Below are 21043 nucleotides of genomic sequence, written 5' to 3' on the forward strand. Positions count from 1 at the left end.
ATGAACATCATCGGAATCATCCCAGCTCGCTTTGGCTCTACCCGTTTTCCCGGTAAGCCACTTGTCAAAATTGGAGGAAAGACCATGATTCAGCGAGTTTATGAGCAGGCTGAAAAATCCGAAAAGCTGTCTGCAGTGCTAGTGGCAACCGACCACGAAGAGATCTATCAAACGGTAAAAGATTTTGGCGGCATGGCTGTGATGACAATTCCCGAACATCCATCGGGCACCGATCGCTGCCTCGAAGCTGCCCGAAAATATTCTGAACCCGTGGACATCGTGATCAACATTCAGGGTGATGAACCATTCGTAAATCCCGCTCAGATAGATCAACTCGCTTCTTTGCTGGAGAAAGAACAAGTGGAAATCGGAACGCTCGTAAAGCCCATTTCAGACTCCGACACGTTGATCGACCCAAACAAAGTGAAGGTGGTTTTGGGAGCAAAAAATGAAGCGCTCTACTTTAGCCGAAGTGCAATTCCTTTTGTAAAAAACACTTCTTTAAAAGACTGGACCAAAAAACACACTTTCTACAAACACCTCGGGCTTTACGGTTATAAAATGGACACGCTCAACGAGATTTCTCACATGCAGCCAACAGCTCTAGAAGAAGCCGAAGGACTCGAACAATTGCGCTGGCTCGAAAATGGAAAGAAAATTTTCACCGCCATCACCCGCCACGAAAGCCTCTCAATCGACACACCCGAAGACCTGAAAAAAGCGGAACAACAGCTCACTGAAAATCCCGAGTGAAATTGCTAAGCTAAATCGTTAGAGCCGAAGAGAAAAGAACTTCCTCCAGCGAAAAAAGTGGAAAATTCTTTTAAGAATTACCTGTGATGACCTTTCTTTGAAGGCCCGATTTTTAACAACAAAATCGTATTTTAGCTACCGAAGCTTATGGAAAGCAAAATTCTCGAAAATAGCATTGGCAATCTTCTATTCGATCACGACTGTGTGATCGTACCTGACTTTGGTGGGTTCGTGGTAAATTACAAGGCTGCACACATTCACCCAAAGCTCAACGTGATTGAGCCACCTTCGAAGCAAGTCACATTTAATCGTAACTTGGTCAACAACGATGCGTTGGTGGCGAACTACATCTCTCGCAAAGAAGAAATTTCGTACGAGGCGGCTTCGGCCTACCTGTCGAAATGTGTGAGAGAATACAAGCGTGCTCTTGCTGAAGGCAAGCGTCTGGAGATGGAAGGCATCGGGATTTTGTACAAAGACAAAACAGGCCGCTTACAATTTTTGCCAAGTCCGGACAACAACTTTTTGAAATCGTCTTACGGACTTTCTAAAATTTACCTTCAGCCTATTGAAGAAGAAAAAGCACCTGTAGCCGAGTCCAAAGTGATCAGTATGACTGAACCTAAAGACAGCCAAAAAGAAGAAACTACTGAAGAAGTGAGATCTACTTCTCGCAGCAAGAAGTGGCGCATTGCCGCTGCTGCCGTGCTTATTCCGGCTGTGCTTATCGGTGGCTACATTGTGAAAGAATCGGGTTCTGGAAACGGTCAACTCAACATCGCCAGCCTCAACCCTTTTAAAAATGCAGCGAGCCAACAGGCGGAGTACATTCCGAGAATCGAAGATGAAGACATTGTGTTCGATTACGAAGGTGACTACAACAGCATCGAGAAAATTTCGTCTGAAATCGACAACATGCAGTCGATCTACTTTTCTTTTGTTGAAGATCGCGTTTCACCAGACGGCATTCGCGTAAAGCTCGGTGAGAATTCATCTGCTGAAACTTCAAAAGCCTCACGTCTCAACATGTACTTCGTAGTTGGTGGAGCTTTCAGAGAAAAAGACAATGCTGAAAACCTGGTAGACAAGCTGCGCATCAAAGGCTACGATGCTTCGATCTTTGGAAAAACAGGAAACCTCCACATGGTTTGCTACGGAAGCTTCACCACAAAAAATGCAGCGACCAGAGCGCTACGCGAAATCAAGCAATCTGAAAATCCATACGCCTGGCTAAAACGTCACTGATCGAATGAGCAGACGACTGAGTGAACTCTCCCTTAAAGACATCGACACTATTATTTTTGATTTTGGAGGAGTCCTGTTCGATATCGACTACGACCTTCCCGTTAAAGCATTTCGCGATTTTGGAGTTCCCGGTTTCGATGAGCTCTACAAACAATCCAAACAAAGCGATTTATTCGACCTACTGGAGACAGGAAAAATCAGTCAGAGCGACTTTTTGAACGAACTCCGAAGAATTCTTAAAACTGAGCTTCCAGACGAAAAGCTACTCGAAGCCTGGAACGTGATCTTGCTCGACATTCCAAAGGAGCGCATCGACCACATCTACAAGTTGAAGGAGCAATTTCAAACACTGCTGCTCAGCAACACAAATGCTATCCACGTAGAAGTTTTTGAAAAGCGCATTGACGAAAAAATGGGGCTCGATTATTTTTACGGGGCTTTTGAAAAAGTCTACTACTCCAATCAAATCGGCATCAGAAAGCCTCACCCAGAAACCTTTCTGGAGATCTGCAAATGGCACAAGCTAAATCCTTCGAGAACCCTTTTCATAGACGATTCTAAACAGCACGTAGAAGGCGCCAGGGAAGCCGGTTTGCAAGCCTATCACCTCGAAGTTGACAAAGAGGACATACGCGAACTGGGCCGGGAGATAGTGCATCAGTAACTCTCTTTTTTTTTTATTCTCTTTTCAGCGAGAAAGAACCAGCTGTTCACATTTAAGAAACTTTTCGATAACTATTATACGAGAACATCTGTTTTGGAACGCTCTGACAAAGTTGAATTTATGTAGTCTGGCGAATTGTAAAGCTGGAGAGATTTGTTTAAAATTGGTTTGTAAAACAACACCTTTCCAAACCCTTGTCCGACTCAAAATTCGACCCGTCCAATTCAGCAGACCGACTCGCCAGAGGATTTGCCAACAACGATGCGCAAGTGCTCGAAGAAATCTATTTGAAGAATTTTCCAACGGTGAGAAATTACATTTTGAAAAATAACGGCACTGAAGACGATGCGAAAGATATTTATCAGGAGGCTGTGATTCATGCCTGGATAAATGCCAGAGACGGGAAATTCAAGCCGCAGTCAAATATTGCCCCTGGTGCTTACATCTACCAGATCGCGAGGCACAAGTGGCTCGACAAGCTGAAGTCGAAAAAGCATCGCACCACAGTGAGACTAGCTGAAGAAGAGAGTCATCGCCTGGCTGAAGAAGAAATTGAGCAACTGGAAAATCGCCAACAACGAATCGATTATTCGCTTCAGCTCTACAATGAGCTCGGAAATCAATGCAAGCAGGTTTTGAAGATGTTCTACTTCGAAAAACGAAATCTAAATGAAATTGCCAGCGAGTTAGAAAAAGAGCCCGGCAGCATTCGAACGATCAAATACCGATGCATGATGAAGTTGAGAAACCTGCACCAGGACATGCAGAAAAAGGAAGGAAAACGGAATGAGTGAGCACTACGAACCATCACAAGAGCAGTTTGAAAAAATTGAGCGCTACCTCAGCGCAGAGTTGAGTGAAGTGGAACGGCTTGCTTTCGAATCTGCTTTAAAAGCTGACCCTGACCTCAAATCTGAGCTTGACCGACAGAGAGAATTGAGGGAAGTCGTTGAGATCGGAGGCATGAAGTCCAAACTCGATGAGTTTCACCAAAAGGTAGCATCCGAGCACTCAAAGAAATCGAGCGGGATTCGCTGGTGGGCAATTGCAGCTGCGTTTATCGGACTGATCGTAGCTTCCTATTTCATTTTTTTCAATCAAACAAAAAGTGAGAAGCTCTTCGCAGATTATCACACCATTGACCCTGGTTTGCCAACCCCAATGAGTGCGACAGACAATTACGATTTCTACGATGCCATGGTGGACTACAAAAACGAAAAGTATGAGCTGTCAATTGAAAAGTGGAAGCCCTTGCTAAAAGAAAATCCCGATAACGATACCTTGAATTTTTACATCGGAAGTGCTCATTTTGCCAATGAAAAGTATCAAAAAGCACTGCCATACTTCTCCACCGTACGCGAATTGGATCAATCGGCATTTAGCGACAAGGCCGAATGGTACGTGGCTCTTTCCTTTCTCCATTTGGAAGAGCTCGAGAAGCTCGACAGTTTGAGCACTGCTGCGACTGGAAAATTTGCCGACAAGATTAGAGAGATCAATTCTCAGCTTCAGCAAAAATGATAGTGCGCGGGTTAAATACAGTTCTGATGCTTTTGCTGAGCATCGTGGCTCTTTCTCAAAGTTTTGACCCGAAACTCTACAACGATCGAAGTGAGGCAATTGACTCACTAATGGCCAACGGAAACTATACCGAAGCCGCACCTCTGCTGGATGCACAAGTTGAGATGCTCGTCAGCTCGAAAACTTACGATTCGTTGTATCACTTTTCTTACAATGCTGCTCGCGCCAGATGGAAAACTGTAGATGCCCGGGCTGGACAAAGGCGAGTGGATGAGCTACTTGAGATGGTGGAGGAAAAAGACGGAAATCCGCATCACATCCTTCAGGTGCTCAACGATAAATCCTGGATTTACTACGAAACAGGTGACTACAAAGAAGCGGTGGCAGCTGACAGTGCGTATCTCAAACTGTGCTTTAAAATACCGGACCCCACACCAAATGAGCTTTACATGGGCCATTACAACGTAGCTTTTGGCCTGGTAGACGCTGGCAAACCCAGGGAAGCTGCACACCATTTTGAAAAATCCATCATACCGCTTCTTGCCGACACAGCGAGTTTCAGAAATGACTTAATAAATGGCTACAATGGTTTAGGTGCGGCACTTTTTAGAGCAGGAGATTACAACAAGGCAGAGGAGGCTTACAAAAAGAGTCTTGAGCTCATTCAGCAGCAACGCGACCCTTTTCAAAAGCTCGCCAACACGGCAAACATTTATGGCAACCTCTCGCTCATCAAGCAAGACAAGCAAGATTTTATTGGGTGCAAAGAATATTTGAGCAAGGCAATCCAATACAGAACAAAGTCTTTCGAAATAGCTGAAAGTGAACACCTTCGTGATCAGGAGCGTGACCACTTGATGAAACATTACCGCGGGCTGGCTTCGGTGTACCTCTCTTTAGGTGATTTTTCAAAATCTCTAAAGCTACTCGACCACGTTCACAAAGAGCGTTCGCAGCATCTCGAGCCAAATGATCCCAAACTCCACAATTATTACGAAGGTTATGGAAGTGTGCAACTCGCCATGGGCGACTACACAGCCGCTCTTGAAAACTTAAAAACCTATGCCGACCTGTGCCTCCGTGAGTATGGCGTTGAAAGTTTCACAACTGGAATCGCCTTCAAGCGACTCGGCCAAATTTATTTGGAACTCAATCAGTTTGAGAACGCGATTGACGAATTTGACCAGGCCATAAAATCTTTTGAGGCAACCGAAGATCCTGACAAGGGCAACCACCTTGCCTCGGCATTGCAATACAGAGCGGAGGTATTCTCGAAACTGGGCCAAACCGAAAACGCAACCAGAGACATAAACCGAGCGGTCAGAATTTTACAGACCAGCCGTAGCGGATTTGACATTACCATGGCAAGGGCTTACTTGATTCGAGCCAGAATTTTTCTCCGGGACAAGCAATTTGATGAAGCTGAAGTTTCAGTTGATCAGGCCTTCGAATTGTTTGGTAAAGAACGAAAACTACTTTCTGAAACCATTGCTCCTGAGGCTTTTTTGATTAATTCTAAGATTCAGTTTGGGAGAGACCAAAGGAACCAAGAGAACATCGAGAAAGCGCTCAACCTGGCATTACAGGCATCTGCAAAGCTTTCAGAATCTCGCAGCTCTTTTGATAAGGATGAATCGCAGGTGTGGTACTACGAAACCAACAGCGAAATTTTTGATTTTGCCAAAACTCTCAGCTTCAAAATGTATGAGGTTTCGGGAGAATCAAAGTATTTGGAAAGTCTGTTTCAGCTTGCCGAAGGGAGCAAAATGCTCGTGCTCAGAAATCAGCTCAACACTTTTTCTTCTCTTGAGTTTGCCAATATTCCAGACTCCATCCTCCAGCGAGAAAAGGAACTTTTAGATAGCTTGAACTTTCTGGAATCAAATCCGCGGGAATACGATCAACTGCTCGTAGCTGAGGCTAATTACCGAGATTTCAAAAAAATGATTGAGCAAGATTTTCCAGAGTACTTTGCCCTGAAATTCAACGACAAAACCCCAAGTCTTAAAGAGATTCGAGCAGAGCTCCTGAAGGAGGGTGAAACGCTCATACAATTCTCTGCAGACGATTCCCTGCTTTTCGGAACAGTTATAACTCGTGAAAATATTAAAAGCCTGACGCTTCCAAAGAATTTGATTTACCATTTGATCGATTCGCTGAACAACGCCTTGGTAAGCAATGACCTCACAAGCACAGGCAACATATCTCACGAACTTTATAAAGAGCTATTTCAGCCTTTTGAAAAATGGATTGCAAGCGAGAAACTCCTTATCGTTCCCGATGGAAAACTATTTGCACTGAATTTTGAGGCATTGCGAAAAGAAAAGGGCTCCGAAGTGACGGACTATCTTCTGTTCGACTACTCCATTTCATACCTCTTGTCTGCCAGTACGTCCATCGCCTTCAAACAACTTGAAACTTCCGCAAAAGGAATACTGGCAGTGGCACCTGGTTTTCATGAAGACCAGAAAGCACGCTATCGACAGCTGATAGAAGACAGCCTCAATTTTGATGAAAAGTATCTAACTCTTCTCCAGCAGCCATTTGCGGTGCAAACAGCGGAGCGAATCGCTCGACTCTTCCCGGGTGAAGCTATGGTGAAAGGAGAAGCTACAGAGGAAAAGTTTAGGGCGAATGCAGGCCGCTATGGAATTCTGCATTTTGGAACACACGCTGAAATTAACCATCAATCACCATTGCTTTCCAGGTTGATGCTGAATGCCCAAAGTTCTTCTCCCAGTGACGATGGCATGCTGCACGCCTATGAAATTTACAACATGCAATTGAGGTCGGAGATGGTGGTTTTGGGTGCTTGCCAAACGGGAGCAGGAAAGTCCCACTCGAGTGAGGGAGTGATGTCATTGGCTCATAGTTTTGCCTATGCCGGCTGCCCAAGTGTGGTGATGTCACTGTGGCAAATCGATGAAAAAACTTCGAGCGAAATTATAGAGGCATTCTATGAAAACCTGTCTGAAGGAGAGTCGAAAGTAGAAGCATTGCGAAAGGCAAAAATTGAATACTTGCAAAACAATCAAAATGAACTCACCGCTCCATATTACTGGGCCGGGCTGGTGCTTATGGGTGACACTACTCCGATAAGCACCTTGCCTGGCAATTCATTCCATTGGGTCTGGTGGACTGTAATTGTGGGTGTACTCGTTCTCTTCTTGATCTTTTTAGGAAAACGAAGAAGAACTGTAAGAAAATGACGCTAGCCCCTCGCTCGCATGGCTGTAGCACCAGCTCCTACCACCAGTAGAAATATCCCAGCCCATTGGGTGTAGTTCATTCCACCGCCTGGTTCGTCCATTTCGAAAACGAACACTGTTTTGCCAAAAGCATCGGTATCGATTTTCACATTTTCTGCCTGGTTCGGTAAGGTAACAGTCGTTGTTTGACGAATGGATCCGCCATATTCCTGAGGGCTTTCAACCATCATAAATTTTCGCTCAGTCAGTTCAGTGACGTTGGCATCTTTGGTTTCGGTGTTCATGGTCCACCTCCCTTTTCGATCTACGTCACAAGCGCCATAGGCTTTGAAAGTGAGTTCAAATGAACGGTTCATATCGTCCTTCTCAAACTTAAAATCATCGAGAAAATAAGAAGGTAAGGCTCGTTCCATTTCCCGCTTGAGAGCTGCTGGATTGTTCCCGTAGGATTGGACCCAACCTTCCCATTGCTGGGCATTCATTTCCATCGATACTTTCAAATGTGCATCGCCAATGCTGTCGATTCTCATATCAATTTGCTGGTCCGTGACCTGGCTTGTAGCAGTTTGAATAAAAAAGCTGGTTACAAGAAAAACAGTGATTAGATAAGTTCTCATGTCGGTTATTTTATGGTTCTAAAAATTTGATTGAGCTGCGGTGAATACTGGTCGTAAACTGCCTGGGAGGCGCCAACTGTGGCAATTCGAATTCCACCTGAAGTCTGTGTTGCAATTCCTTTCCAAACGAAGTTGCCATACTGCTGGTAGGTCAAGCCACTCACCTGGTTGCCGCTAATTTGATAGTCGATTTGTGCACCCATCTGATTGAAGTACTGCTGCAAAACCATCATGGCCTCATTCAACGACCCGGCAGGAATATCATACACGGAGGCATTGGCCATTTGGTCAGGAGAGTTTACAATCATGGTCCAGATAGGAATCTGCGGTGAGGGATTGCGCGACAGCTGCCAATTTGGTGGAACAGCCATAGAAAGCGGGCCAGGAGTTCGATTGCTGTAGTTGGAGCTTCCTCCACCTCCTCCACCGCGATTTGAAGCATACTGGCTTTGACCTCCACGCTGCGCATTGGGTGAAGTAGAAAAGCTTTCTGCGATCTTATCTACCTTGGCCTTCAGAAAATCATCATCTGGCAGATCCATCGCTATCGCACCTTGCTGGTTTAACTGGTGAATGTCTACCAGTGAATACCTCGGATCGCCCATTTGCATTCGCTGGATAAATTCCTGAAGTTGCTTTTGGCCTTTTTCCAAAGCCTGCTCAACCGACCCAATTCCTCCAAGACCTTCTCCGCTAATCATCGTAGCTTCAATAGCGTAGTACTGTCCGTTCATCCTGAAACCGGGATATGCGTGACCGGGAACTAAAAAGATCACTGGATCGACACCAGCAGCAGAAAGCACGCTGGCATAGAGACAGCTCAGCTCGATGCACAATCCTGTATTTCCTGTGATCACCTCTCTGGGAAGCCGAACACTTTGTACAATTGATTGCACGTCATCGGTCGACTGAGGAACGCCTTTGGTTCCGCTGTAAACCATGTGGGCCATGCGGGTAGCTTCGTAAATCCCCGCCAACAATCGCACACCGTCTTTCGGATTGTTGCTTACCGTAGCCTGTTCTCCCTTCAGCACCTTTTCCTGGACAATTTGGGTGTAGTATTTCACTACAGGATCGTTGGGAGTTACAAAGCACGCCAGCAGATCATCGTTGTCGAACATATCGCCCCAGCTCGCCACTTCGTCTGTAGGAACGCTCGTGTACACGTACTCATTTCTGCCAGTCATTTTGAATGAGAATTCTTCTTCGAGTGCATCCTCATTTCCATCCCAGCCGATACTCAGCTTCACTTTCTCTAGTGACTCATTTGTTTTGGAAGTGATCCCTTTATCAAAATCTGGATAACAAGCCACCACAGCGGATTGGCCAGGCAGCATTCGTTTGATGTCTTTTAACTCAGTGGACTCAATAAACCCGGGGATTTCATAATTCACCTCTACATCCTCTATGATGTGTCCTGTGTTGTTTGTAATTCTGGCTTTAAACAGGTGATACTTTCCATTGAGTGCTTCCGGATTCGCGTAAACATTGTGAACAGCCGGCATCACAAAAGCGGATTTCTCAATCTGAAGGTCGAGTTCGCCTGAATTGGCTGAAAAGCTAAAAGTCCCGAAGGCCAAAAGTGCCAAACCTGCTATAGCAACAGCAATTGGCAGAAGTAATTTTCGCATAATAGATTGATTTTGGTAAGGGTTTTAAAAAGGAAGCTTTTTCGCTTCCGTGGTTTCTAATTCTCTATCGAGAAGCCACACCAAATGTGAACAGCAGAAAAAACTTTGTTGCTCGGTGTTCACATTTCAACCAATCATTCGATAAACAATCACATCACGCCTCTGAACAAGTTAAATCAATCGACAGATGAAGTCGAGTTTGGAGTGTCGTGAATTCTATTTAACCAAAATCAATTGAGCTATGACAACAATATTCTACATCAAAGGGAAAAGGGCGCTTGCGCTGACTTTTTTCGCAGTTTTTTTCTTTCTCACCAGCCGGGCAGATACTGAGCCCAATGACGCGATAGGAACGGCCAATCCCATCAATCTTGGCGAAGAGCAATTTGGTGACTTAGGCATTACGCCCCCCGCAGATGCCAATGATTACTATTCTATTAGTTTAGAAGCTAATGGAACGCTCACAGTGAATGCTAGCAGCGATGGATCGCTGGGCTACCGCATTTTCCTCTACAACAATGCGGGTAGCCTTCTATCTGCCTCTCCTTCTGGAACTGAAGATTTGGAATTGGTTCAGGGGTGCATGGCCCCCGGTACATATTTCATTCGAATATTCCGACAAAGTAGTAATGGTAGCTACTCTTTTAACACCTTGTTCGAAGAATCAGCACTTGCCAACGATGTTGAACCAAATGGTTCCATTGCACTGGCCAATCAAAACTTGTTTCCCGGTGAAACAATTACCGGACAGCTAGGTCATACAAATGGTCCTTCAGACAATCAGGATTTTTTCAGACTGATCTTCGGTACAGAAGGCGTACTTGACTTGACTAATTCCGTGCAAGGTGGGTTGAGCTCAAGACTGATCGCCTACCGAAAAAATGGAGGTTTGATCGGTAGCACAGGCTACTCAGATGTGTTGAATGAACTAACAATTACTTGCGAAGCACCGGACACGCTTTATGTGATGGTAGACAGAAATGCAGGCTGTGGAAGTTATAGCCTCAGTTTAGAACTCGATGCGAGCAGCTATGAAAATGATGTCGAACCCAATGGGTCGATCGCAACAGCTGCAGGTCCGGTCTTTGCCAACTCTCCGCTTCAGGGGCGCCTGGGTTATAGTACTGTTCAATTTTCAGACATTGGCGATTATCACCAATTGATTGTAGAGGAAAACGGGAACGTAACGGCTTCAGTAAATTTTGAAGAAAGTATAACCGGTCGCCTATTCCTCTACTACAAAAATGGAGGGTTAATCGGATCCACTGGAGCAGGAACAGGTGAACTAAGCCTCACCGGCAATTGCCTCGCAGCGGACACTGTGTACGCTTTAGTTAGCAGAAACTCTGGTTGTGGTGGTTACGATTTTAGTTTTTCAGTAGAAACTCCATTGGAATCTATCGATGACGAGCCCAACAATAGTCTTGCTGAGGCCCATGATTTGATTGGCGTGGGAGAAATTCAAAGTGGCCACCTCGGGCATAACCGTGTAGGTAGCGGCATTGATCAATCTGATCACTATTTATTGAATGTAGCAGAAGACGGAGAGATTCACATCAACCTCACATCCTCGGGAACTCTCGCATCAAGGCTTTTTGTTTACTACTCCAATGGGGGGCAAGCCGCTGTGTCTGGGATTAGCACCGACTCCGTTTCGCTTTCGGTGGATTGCCTTGCAGCTGATACCTTATTTTTAAGAGTGTCCAGCAATGGAGGTTGCGGGGGTTACGAAGTGAGCTTCGAGCTGGAAACACCTCAGTGGAGCAATGATGAGGAGCCAAACAACTCGTTGCAAACTGCTGATTATCTTTTGGAACCCGGTGAAGTAATAGAAGGTCATTTGGGCCATTACAAACCTCAATCGGGGATTGATCAAAATGATTACTACCTCATCAATTTCAATCAAAATGGAAATGCATTTGCCACTGCCAATTTTGAAGAAGGACTCACCGGAAGAATCTATTTATACTATTCTAACGGAGGATTGGCAGGACTTTCAGGCATCGGCACCGGAGAGGTCAACTTAGACCTCAGTTGTTTCACTGCAGACACACTTTTTGCTCTGGTACAACGAACAGCAGGATGCGGTAGCTATCAGTTTAGCTTTGAAATTGAAGAACCTTCACTGGCTCCAGATGTCGAACCGAACAACTCCTTTGCAGAAGCGATTGAAATGAACAATGGTCAGCAAGTAACCGGCCATTTGGGCCACTATTCACCAACCAGCTCGACAGATCAGAATGATTATTACCAACTCAACGTCATCTCAGCACCATTCGACATGGAGGTGACAGCGGAATTCTTTGGGACACTAGGCGGCAGGCTCTATTTATACAACTCCAATGGAGGACTGATCTCGCTATCTGCGATCAGCGATGAAAGCGTCTCATTAAATCACACCTTCGAAGAAACAGGAGATTACTTCATTCGAGTTTCAGCTACTTCGGGATGTGGCTCTTACAGCCTTGGAGATTTTTGTGCAAACCACCCGGATGTAGAAGCATCAGCTTTAGGAGCGACTGACTTTTGCCCTGGAGACGAAGTGCAGCTTCAAGGAAACGATGGACTCACATATTATCAATGGCTGAGAAACGGATCTGTAGTGGGAAGCAATCAATCCCTTACAGCAAGTGAGAGCGGAACTTATGAGTTGGTTGGCTCAGACGAAAACTTCTGCTCTTCCGTTTCTGAGTCTATCCAAGTGTCGATCTTCGAAGTTCCTGAACTCACCATCTCGGCCAGTGGTCCAACAGAGTTTTGCCCTGGCGGAATGGTTGAAATCACAGCCTCCTCAGGATTCAGTGATTACGATTGGAGCACCGGAGAAAGCGGAGTTTCAATAATTGTAGAAAGCTCCGAAGAAATAGATGTGGGAGGAACCACTGCGGATGGATGTGAAGCACAATCCAACTCCATTTCCGTGAATGTGCTAGACCCTGGTCATCCTGATTGTTTGGATTGTCCAGACCTCGGTGGAAATATTGGCGACTCGTGCGATGATCAGGACCTCAATACAGTTGATGATGTTATCACTGAAAGCTGTGAGTGTATTGGAACTCCGATTTCGGGATGCCCTGGGGATTTTGACAACAACCTCTTCGTTGGAACTAGTGATCTTTTGCTTTTAATTGGAGAGTACGGCTGCATGTCTGATTGCCAGACAGATTTGGACGGAAACGAACAAGTGAGCAGTTCAGACTTGCTCATATTTCTCTCGCTTTTCGGAACATCATGTGTAGATGTAAACTAGAGCCGTTCTCATAGCTCAACACCAATGAGGCCAGTATTCTTCATCAACTGGCCTCATTGTTTTTCTTTTCCACCACTCACTAAAAATACAATTGGGGTTTTGACTCTTACCGAAGTACAGTAATATTCCCGTAGTAAACTTCTTCATCAGCTTTACAGGTGCTCTTTACGGTGACCATGTATGAGTACAAACCATCTTGCACATAGTGGTCTCCACCATTTACCGAACCGTCCCAGACTTCAGTGTGATCTTCAGTTTTGAATATCACCTGTCCCCAGCGATTGTAGATTCGCATCTCAAACCTTTCAATCTCATCTCCAACAACCTGGAACACCTCATTCACACCGTCACCATCTGGAGTGAATGCATTGGGAATGTACAGTGACGCTTCCGGAAGCAATGCAGTTACGAAAACCGTATCGCTTTGAGTACAGCCGCCTGCATCAATGAACGAGTATCCATAATTACCTGCTCTCGTGATGTAAATCTCATTGGTCGTTTGTCCGGTTTCCCATTGATAGCTCTGGCCGTAAGCTGGAATATCGATTACATTTGACACACCTTCGCAAATCTCCACGGAGTACGCTCCTTCGAACTCCGTGCCCTGACCTATCTCCACTTCACTTTGATCGATACAGGTGCCATCAGTCACTGTCACGCTGTAGGTACCCGGAGTGGATACCTCAATTTCGGGAGTATCTAAGTCTCCCGTGCTCCACTCAAAATTCATTCCCTCTGGATCTAACCCGGTATCGAGCATCACGGAGTTTTCGTAATAGCAGATGTCCCGATCTGGTCCGATTGTCATGTCAAATCCTTCGATGATAGTGACCTCTTCGGTGTAAGAATCACTTACAGAGCAGACTGGTTCTGTTGCCGTGAGTGTAACTGTATAAGTCCCTCCTGCCGGAAAAGTATGTGTGTATTCTTCTTCATTTTGCACTTGTGTGCCATTGAAATTCCAGCTGAGGTTAAGGTTGTTGCCCTGGCTGAGGTTGGTGAAGTCAGCCATGAAGTCATCGCACAGTCCCGATTGCTCCGAACTAAAGAGTGCTTCCACTTCAGTGTCGATCACGGTAATCGAAGTGTATGCAGTATCCTGCCCCGGGCAAGACTCCGAGCCATAAACCACCAGCATAACTTCGTATTGTCCAGGAGTTTCAAAAATGTGCACTGGTGCTGCATCAGTGGACGTTGTTCCATCTCCAAAATCCCAAAAAGACTCCTGTACAGCCATGCTATTGCTGAACTCCACTTCAAATGGCGGACATCCTTCGGCACTATCCAATTGCACGTTGGCCGCTACTTCGTTGCTCACCAAAACGTCCAGAACAACTTCATCCGTAATCGAACACAGTGTGTCCTCAATACTCAATGTTATTGCGTAATTTCCTATAGCATCGTACTGGTGTTCAACCTCTTCTTCTTCCGGGTAACTAGTCCCATCACCCATTTGCCAGTCAAAACTTAAGAAGTTACCCGTACTCTCATTTTGTGTTTCGATGATGAATTGCTCACAGTCTGTTTGAATCACGCTAAACGCAGCTTCAATAGTTTGTTCTGCTCCAACCGCAATCGTGATGGTATCGGTGTCTGTGGAGTTACAAGTCTCATCGTTAAAGGCAGTCAGTGTGACACTGAAAATTCCCGGGCCGGTGAAGTTATGACTCGGGTTCACCTCATCACTCGTAGCTCCATCTCCAAAATCCCATTCGTAGGTCTGTCCGTTACTTAAGTTCTCAAAATCTACGTTGATCTCTCCACAGGCTTCTACTGATTCATTGCTTATATCAGCTTGTAGGGCATCCAGTATTTCTATCTCAGCTTCTGCCACCTCAGTATTATCGCAAGCGTTGTCGGTAGCAGTTAACACCACGTTGTAAACACCGGGCTCGTCAAATGTATGTTCAGGACTTTCCTCAGTCAATATGGTACCGTCTCCCATATCCCATTCATAGTCGAGAAAATCAGCACCTGTCTCATTGTTAAGAATAATAGACTGTGTTTGACAATCAACCTCATAAGTAAACTCAGGCTGGAAAGATTCTGGTGATCCAATCTCGATGTACAAATAAGCCGTATCTGCCAGATTGCAACTCAACGAGTCAGTTGTGATCAGGCTGATGGTGTACTCTCCAGGTTCGGTGTAGGTGTGAGTTGGCTCTTCTTCGGTGCTCACTGGTGAGCCGTCACCAAAATCCCATTCGAACTGATCTCCAACACTGAAGTTGTTGAACTGAACTTCGTGAGGAGCACAACCACTAATATCATCTTCGGTAGTAATCGCTGCGTTTACTCCTGACAACTCAAAATCGATCTTGAACACTCCGATATCCCAACCCGGTTCCTGACCGGTGGCCCAGGCATCGGCATTTGTAGGAAAACCACCACCGCTACACACTCCCTGGTAGACGATACCGCTCTTATCGAAACGGCTGGTTCCGCCATCTACATGGTTTCCACCATAATAAGTTGAAAAAGCCAATTCAGACATATCTTCTTCCCAGGCGCAAAGCACGAATCCTCCCGTTGTGTAAAGAGCATCATCGGTGAGCTCAAACCCACTTGAAGCATTGTAGCCACAGATATAAATTCGATCGCAGCGATCTACAAGAAATGCCACAGGAACGGCATCCCCATTAAAACCAGTTCCCGGCCCTATTCGGGAAGATATTAAGAGCTCATCGAGGTCTGGAGTGAACTTGGATACGAAAAGCCCTCCATTGTCGGTTGAATAAACATCGCCTTCAGTTGGCCATTCACCTTGAGACTGTCCATAAATCCAGACGTCCTCGTCATTATCGAGATCTATGAAAAACGCCTGATCAGTCTCACTCGTTCCAACGAAAGTTGAAATGAGCAATTGCGAACCGTCAGCACTAAATCTCGCAATAAAAGCATCGAGGGTACCATCCGCGTTTGCCATACTGTTTTGGTAAACGCCATCAGTAGTTGGAAAATCGCTTCCCAAGGTGGATCCACAGACAACAACTTCTCCATTATCAGTGGCTCTCAGCCCGTAGCCTGTATCTTCGTTGGATGATCCCAAATAAGTTGACCACAGCATTTCAGATAAGTCTGTGTTCATTTTGAATACCACAGCATCCTGCCCTCCCTGGTGAGCGGTTTGATAAGCGCCAGCAGTTGTGGGAAAATCGTCAGACGAAGATGATGATGAAATGTAAGGGAAGCCGAATTCATCGAGGACAATTTCTCCCCGATAAACGTCTCCGTAATTCAGAGAATTATTATTTCGTCCATCTCCTGCTGATCCCCCAACATAGGTACTACCCAGCATTTGAGTTCCGTCAGCCGAGATCTTGGTAATCACAATATCGGTCTGTCCAAAAGTACTACCATTATCATTAAAGTCACTATCATACGCATTGGCTGCAGTAGGATAATCATTGGAATCTGTGGTACCGTAAACATAAAGCTCCTGAAACTGGGAGGCAATGGTAGAGTGGGGGTAGTCACCGCCATTGCCTCCGATGTATGTGGCATAAATCAAATCGGTACCCGTAGGATTGTACTTACTTATGGCGATATCAGTGCTTCCTCCACCAGAATTGGTTTGCATAGCCCCTGTGGTAGTAGGATATTGACTTCCAAATGCAATAGCATGAGAATATATATTTCCAGCCAAATCGAAAGTTGCACCGTGGCCATAGTTGCTGGAAAAACCCGGGGTCCCGGAAAGTGTTGATGCAATAACCACCGGATCAATAACAAGCTCCGTGTTTTCGTCATAACCTTCAGGGAAATTAAACCAGACCCTATTTCCTTCCAACACATATTCGCACATCACCTGCCTCTTGCCTACCAATCCATTTTGATAAGCATAAGGTTGAAGCTCTCGCACTTCACCAAGAGAAGTGGTCAAGACTAATTCGTCATCAACTATGGAAATATTATCCAATCCTTCAAAATCGAGAACAATTGAGTTCGGGTCTGCACCAGGATTCACCACAAAATCGTACTTGAGGTTACCTTCGTCAATGCCCGCATGTAGATCAATGCCCTCGTAGAGGTCCAGATATCTTACCTTTTCATAGGATCGAACTCCACTAGCCCACTTGCTTTCATCCGACCCGAGAAAATAGTTGAGCGTGTAATCGTGTGGCGATTCCTTTTCCGTAGCCACGTTTTCGTTGGCTCCAAGAAAGCTCACACGGTAGGTGTGAGCCCGAACAAAGAATTTTTCTTTCTCTTCTTGAGAGGCCTTCTGAATATCGTGTCGCGCGTGAAGATCTTCTGCACTTTCGAGCAAAAAGGTGAACCTGTTGTTCTCAAGAAAAACAGTGTAATTATTGAATTGAGCCTGAAACCGAACATTTTCGTGAAACTGGTTTTGGTTCTCGATAAACCCGATTCCCGGATCATTGTGCGCAAATAGCAGAATGGGAAGGAACAGAAGTGCGCTGAGTAAAGTAAACTTAAGTCTCATAGGGTAGATGGTTTTGCATTAAGGCTTTAACATGATATCGTGGTTCAGTCCATTCAAAACGAACTTTTTAAATTTAGTGATTATACTTCTTGAAACACCCCAGTTTTTATTCTGGGGCCTACTCATCATCGATTAGTTAGCTCTAGGAATACCAGTTCTTTTTCCACATTTAGAAAGAAAAAAAAACCAGTAAATACTGTAAAACCTTTCATATGGCTTAGTTCTTCCTCAAGATTCTTCAATCACAACGGCCTATCCCGGCAAAAAGATCCTCAGATTTTGTGTAGTTCAATGACTGTTAGAGTAGATTTTTAGTTGCCTCAATGTCAGAGATTAGATTCAGTCAGACCTGTAAAGAATGGTGAGATTTTATTAATCGCCAAAAGAGTTGCGTGATTACAAAATCCACAAGATGCCGCTTAGCCTGAATAGCTTTCTCCTCTCTAATTTCCCTAAATTCGCGACTTCAACAGCTCACGTGCAACACGAAAAACGAGAATGATGCAGTACGACTTTAACGCCATTGAAACAAAGTGGCAAAAAAAGTGGAAAGAGGAAAAGACTTACCACACTGAAATCGATAAGGACAAGCCAAAATTCTACTCACTAGAGATGTTCCCTTATCCTTCAGGTGCGGGGCTTCATGTGGGTCACCCGCTGGGCTACATCGCTTCAGACATTCTCGCCAGATACAAGCGCCACAAGGGATTCAACGTGCTTCACCCTCAGGGCTACGATTCTTTCGGACTTCCTGCTGAGCAATACGCTATCCAGACTGGACAGCATCCGAAAATCACCACTGAAGAAAACATCGCAACTTATCGCAGGCAGCTCGACAAAATTGGATTTAGCTACGACTGGGACCGCGAAGTGCGCACCAGCGATCCAAAGTACTATAAGTGGACGCAGTGGATTTTCAAGCGACTCTTCAACTCGTGGTACAACAAAGAAACTGACAAGGCTGAACCAATCGACACTTTGATCAAAAAGTTCGAAGCTAACGGAACATACAACGTGGATGCGGCTCAGGAAGAAAACTGGTGGAAAGACCTCGATACTTCCGGTTTTCACTTCGGTCAGTACTTTTCCGGAGAGTTTACAGCTACCGACTGGAAATCGATGAGCGAGGAGCAGCAGCAAAAAATCTTGATGCACTTCCGCCTCGCCTACCTGGCGGACAGCTGGGTGAACTGGTGTCCCGCTTTGGGAACCGTTTTGGCCAATGACGAGGTGAAAGATGGCGTATCAGAACGTGGTGGACATCCGGTTGAGCAAAAGCTGATGCGACAGTGGAGCCTTCGAATCACCGTTTACGCTGAACGCCTTTTGCAAGACCTCGAAAAAATCGACTGGAACGATGCGATAAAAGAAATCCAGCGCAACTGGATCGGGAAGTCCAAAGGTGCATCCGTTTTCTTTCAGGTTGCGGACCACGATGCTTCAATTGAAGTTTTTACTACCCGCCCCGATACGATCTACGGGGCATCATTCATGGTTTTGGCACCGGAGCATGAGTTGGTAGAAAAAATAACTACAGACGAGCAACGACAGAAAGTTGAAGAATACGTGAAACAGGCGGGACTCAAAACCGAAAGAGACCGCCAAACCAACGTGAAAAATATTACCGGGGAGTTTACCGGAGCTTATGCCGAGCATCCACTCAGTGGCAAGAAAATTCCAATCTGGATTGGCGACTACGTGCTTGCAGGCTACGGAACCGGAGCTGTGATGGCCGTTCCGGCAGGCGATCAGCGCGACTTTGATTTTGCGAAGCACTTCGACATTCACATCGAACCGATTTTTGAAAATGTAGACATCAGCGAGGAAGCTTACGCAGACAAAGATGCAGTGCTCAAAAACTCTGATTTCCTCAACGGAATGAAAGCCGCTGAGGCTATTCCGAAAGCTATCGAAGTACTGGAGCAAAATGGATTTGGAAGCGGCAAGGTGAACTACAGATTGCGCGATGCTGTCTTCAGCCGCCAGCGCTACTGGGGCGAGCCATTCCCAATCTACTACAAAAATGAAATGCCCTATGCGGTGAGCGATGAAGAGCTTCCTGTCACTCTTCCTCCGGTAGACAAATATCTGCCTACCGAAGATGGAGAGCCGCCTTTGGCTAGAGCCAAAAAAGAAGACTGGAACGTGAGCCACGGAGACCGCATGGAATTTAACACCATGCCAGGTTGGGCCGGCTCCAGCTGGTATTTCTTGCGCTACATGGATCCACAGAATGACGAGCAGCCTTTCGATCCTGAAAAAGTGAAATATTGGGGGCAGGTTGATCTTTACATCGGTGGGGCAGAACACGCTACAGGTCACTTGCTTTACTCCCGCTTTTGGACCAAATTCCTTTACGATCTTGAGTTAATCCCATTTGAGGAGCCATTCAAAAAAATGATCAACCAGGGAATGATTCTGGGTAGGTCGAACTTCGTTTACCGCATCAAAAACACGAACAAATTTGTGACTGCCGGCAAGCGAAAAGATTACGACATAGCTGCCATGAACGTAGACATTCACCTCGTGGAAAACGATGTGCTGGATGTGGAAGCATTTAAAAAATGGCGTCTCGACTTTGCCGATGCGGAGTTTGTGCTGGAAGACAACGGCACTTACGTTTGCGGTGTGGAGGTCGAAAAAATGTCGAAGTCGAAATTCAACGTTGAAACGCCAGACGAGCTCGTTGAAAAATACGGAGCCGACACCTTGCGCTGCTACGAAATGTTTCTCGGGCCGATTGAGCAATACAAACCATGGGATACTCAAGGGATCACCGGAGTTCACGGGTTTTTGAAAAAATTCTGGCGACTTTTTGAAGCAGCTGGCAATGGCGAGCCCACCAAAGAGAATTTGAAATCGGTCCACAAAACCATCAAAAAAGTGACGGACGATCTCGAGCGCTACTCATTGAACACAGTAGTAAGTGCCATGATGATTGCCGTGAACGAACTGACGGATCAGAAATGCGCGAGTCGCAGCGTTCTCGAACCACTTGTTGTTTTGATCAGCCCTTACGCCCCTCACCTTGCTGAAGAAATGTGGGAAATGCTCGGGAAAGAAGGCTCGGTGACTGACGCGGAATGGCCAAAGCACGAAGAGAAGCACCTGGCTGAGGACGAAATTCAGTATCCGGTGCAATTCAATGGAAAGGTGCGCTACCAGATCACGGTAGCTGCGGATGCTGCAAAAGAAGATGTAGAGAAAGCAGCTCTCACGCACGAAAGCGCTAGCAAATACCTCGAAGGAAAAGATCCCAAAAAGGTGATTGTAGTTCCGAAAAGAATTGTGAATGTGGTGGTTTAGAAATTTTACTCACTCAAAAATTCAAAAGAGCAATCAGCTTCGGCTGTTTGCTCTTTTTTTGTGCTTACGAAAAACGAAGGCAATAAAGTCAGAGCGTAAATGAAAATCAAAAAAGTGTGAGTATTGAGCCCCTACTTCGCTAAAGCTTGCGCCTCCGCTAAAGCTTCTGCGGCACGCGGATGTAGGGTAAAAGAAAAAAAAGCGTGGTGTGCCTCGCTCTCGCGATCTATGGGCTGGAGTCAGAAGAGGGGAGAAAAGTTTGAGTGTGAGTTTGAGTAAAGAGGGAAAAAACAGAGCAGAATGTTCGCTGTCGCTCTCAAGGTTTAAGACAGTTTGAGTTGGAGTGTGAGTATTGAGTAAAAAAAAACAGCGTGATGTGTCTCGCTCTCGCTCTTCACAC

General features: G+C 45.6%; 11 protein-coding genes. 8 read left to right on the forward strand and 3 right to left on the reverse strand.

Going from position 1 to position 21043, the window contains the following annotated elements; genetic code table 11:
- From kdsB to ABHV44_RS00640, 6 genes are all read left to right on the forward strand, one after another.
- Positions 1 to 753 carry a 3-deoxy-manno-octulosonate cytidylyltransferase gene (gene kdsB / locus ABHV44_RS00615; RefSeq protein ID WP_459072695.1) on the forward strand — a complete coding sequence of 251 codons (753 nt, stop codon included), beginning with the start codon at positions 1 to 3 and terminating at the stop codon, positions 751 to 753.
- Positions 754 to 900: 147 nt separating this feature from the next.
- Positions 901 to 1998 (forward strand): HU domain-containing protein, encoded by a 1098-nt coding sequence (locus ABHV44_RS00620; RefSeq protein WP_459072696.1) that lies wholly within the window; start codon positions 901 to 903, stop codon positions 1996 to 1998.
- A 4-nt stretch (positions 1999 to 2002) separates the two neighbouring features.
- A complete protein-coding gene (locus ABHV44_RS00625) occupies positions 2003 to 2662 on the forward strand; it encodes an HAD family hydrolase (protein WP_459072697.1) in 660 nt (219 codons plus the stop codon).
- 194 nt (positions 2663 to 2856) lie between these two features.
- On the forward strand, positions 2857 to 3456 hold the full coding sequence (locus ABHV44_RS00630) for an RNA polymerase sigma factor (RefSeq protein ID WP_459072698.1): 600 nt from the start codon (positions 2857 to 2859) through the stop codon (positions 3454 to 3456).
- Positions 3449 to 4183 (forward strand): hypothetical protein, encoded by a 735-nt coding sequence (locus ABHV44_RS00635; protein ID WP_459072699.1) that lies wholly within the window; start codon positions 3449 to 3451, stop codon positions 4181 to 4183. The genes ABHV44_RS00630 and ABHV44_RS00635 overlap by 8 nt, the downstream gene beginning before the upstream one ends.
- A gap of 26 nt (positions 4184 to 4209) precedes the next feature.
- Positions 4210 to 7392 carry a CHAT domain-containing protein gene (locus ABHV44_RS00640; protein ID WP_459072700.1) on the forward strand — a complete coding sequence of 1061 codons (3183 nt, stop codon included), beginning with the start codon at positions 4210 to 4212 and terminating at the stop codon, positions 7390 to 7392.
- 2 nt (positions 7393 to 7394) lie between these two features.
- Here ABHV44_RS00640 and ABHV44_RS00645 read toward each other — a convergent pair whose 3' ends face one another.
- Together ABHV44_RS00645 and ABHV44_RS00650 are read right to left on the reverse strand one after the other, a co-directional pair.
- The gene (locus ABHV44_RS00645; RefSeq protein WP_459072701.1) at positions 7395 to 8009 is read right to left on the reverse strand and encodes a hypothetical protein; all 615 of its coding nucleotides are present in this window, start codon (positions 8007 to 8009) and stop codon (positions 7395 to 7397) included.
- Between the two features lie 5 nt (positions 8010 to 8014).
- Positions 8015 to 9640, reverse strand: a complete 1626-nt coding sequence (locus tag ABHV44_RS00650) for a hypothetical protein (RefSeq protein WP_459072702.1) — start codon at positions 9638 to 9640, stop codon at positions 8015 to 8017.
- A gap of 241 nt (positions 9641 to 9881) precedes the next feature.
- Between ABHV44_RS00650 and ABHV44_RS00655 the strand changes: the two genes are divergently transcribed.
- Positions 9882 to 12890: a hypothetical protein gene (locus tag ABHV44_RS00655; protein ID WP_459072703.1), complete on the forward strand. Its 3009-nt coding sequence runs from the start codon at positions 9882 to 9884 to the stop codon at positions 12888 to 12890.
- A 106-nt stretch (positions 12891 to 12996) separates the two neighbouring features.
- On the opposite strand, the gene ABHV44_RS00660 is transcribed toward ABHV44_RS00655, so the two are convergent.
- A complete protein-coding gene (locus ABHV44_RS00660; protein WP_459072704.1) occupies positions 12997 to 17337 on the reverse strand; it encodes a gliding motility-associated C-terminal domain-containing protein in 4341 nt (1446 codons plus the stop codon).
- 501 nt (positions 17338 to 17838) lie between these two features.
- Between ABHV44_RS00660 and leuS the strand changes: the two genes are divergently transcribed.
- Positions 17839 to 20643: a leucine--tRNA ligase gene (leuS, locus tag ABHV44_RS00665; protein ID WP_459073005.1), complete on the forward strand. Its 2805-nt coding sequence runs from the start codon at positions 17839 to 17841 to the stop codon at positions 20641 to 20643.
- The last annotated feature ends 400 nt before the right edge of the window (positions 20644 to 21043 follow it).

This window comes from Halocola ammonii (assembly GCF_049334165.1).
Taxonomy (GTDB): Bacteria; Bacteroidota; Bacteroidia; order Flavobacteriales_D; family Sanyastnellaceae; genus JBEGHD01.

Coding starts and splice junctions, on each gene's coding strand:
- ABHV44_RS00640 (WP_459072700.1), top strand. CDS start 4,210: ATGCTTTTGCTGAGCATCGTGGCTCTTTCTCAAAGTTTTGACCCGAAA.
- kdsB (WP_459072695.1), top strand. CDS start 1: ATGAACATCATCGGAATCATCCCAGCTCGCTTTGGCTCTACCCGTTTT.
- ABHV44_RS00625 (WP_459072697.1), top strand. CDS start 2,003: ATGAGCAGACGACTGAGTGAACTCTCCCTTAAAGACATCGACACTATT.
- ABHV44_RS00655 (WP_459072703.1), top strand. CDS start 9,882: ATGACAACAATATTCTACATCAAAGGGAAAAGGGCGCTTGCGCTGACT.
- ABHV44_RS00635 (WP_459072699.1), top strand. CDS start 3,449: ATGAGTGAGCACTACGAACCATCACAAGAGCAGTTTGAAAAAATTGAG.
- ABHV44_RS00660 (WP_459072704.1), bottom strand. CDS start 17,337: ATGAGACTTAAGTTTACTTTACTCAGCGCACTTCTGTTCCTTCCCATT.
- leuS (WP_459073005.1), top strand. CDS start 17,839: ATGCAGTACGACTTTAACGCCATTGAAACAAAGTGGCAAAAAAAGTGG.
- ABHV44_RS00645 (WP_459072701.1), bottom strand. CDS start 8,009: ATGAGAACTTATCTAATCACTGTTTTTCTTGTAACCAGCTTTTTTATT.
- ABHV44_RS00650 (WP_459072702.1), bottom strand. CDS start 9,640: ATGCGAAAATTACTTCTGCCAATTGCTGTTGCTATAGCAGGTTTGGCA.
- ABHV44_RS00620 (WP_459072696.1), top strand. CDS start 901: ATGGAAAGCAAAATTCTCGAAAATAGCATTGGCAATCTTCTATTCGAT.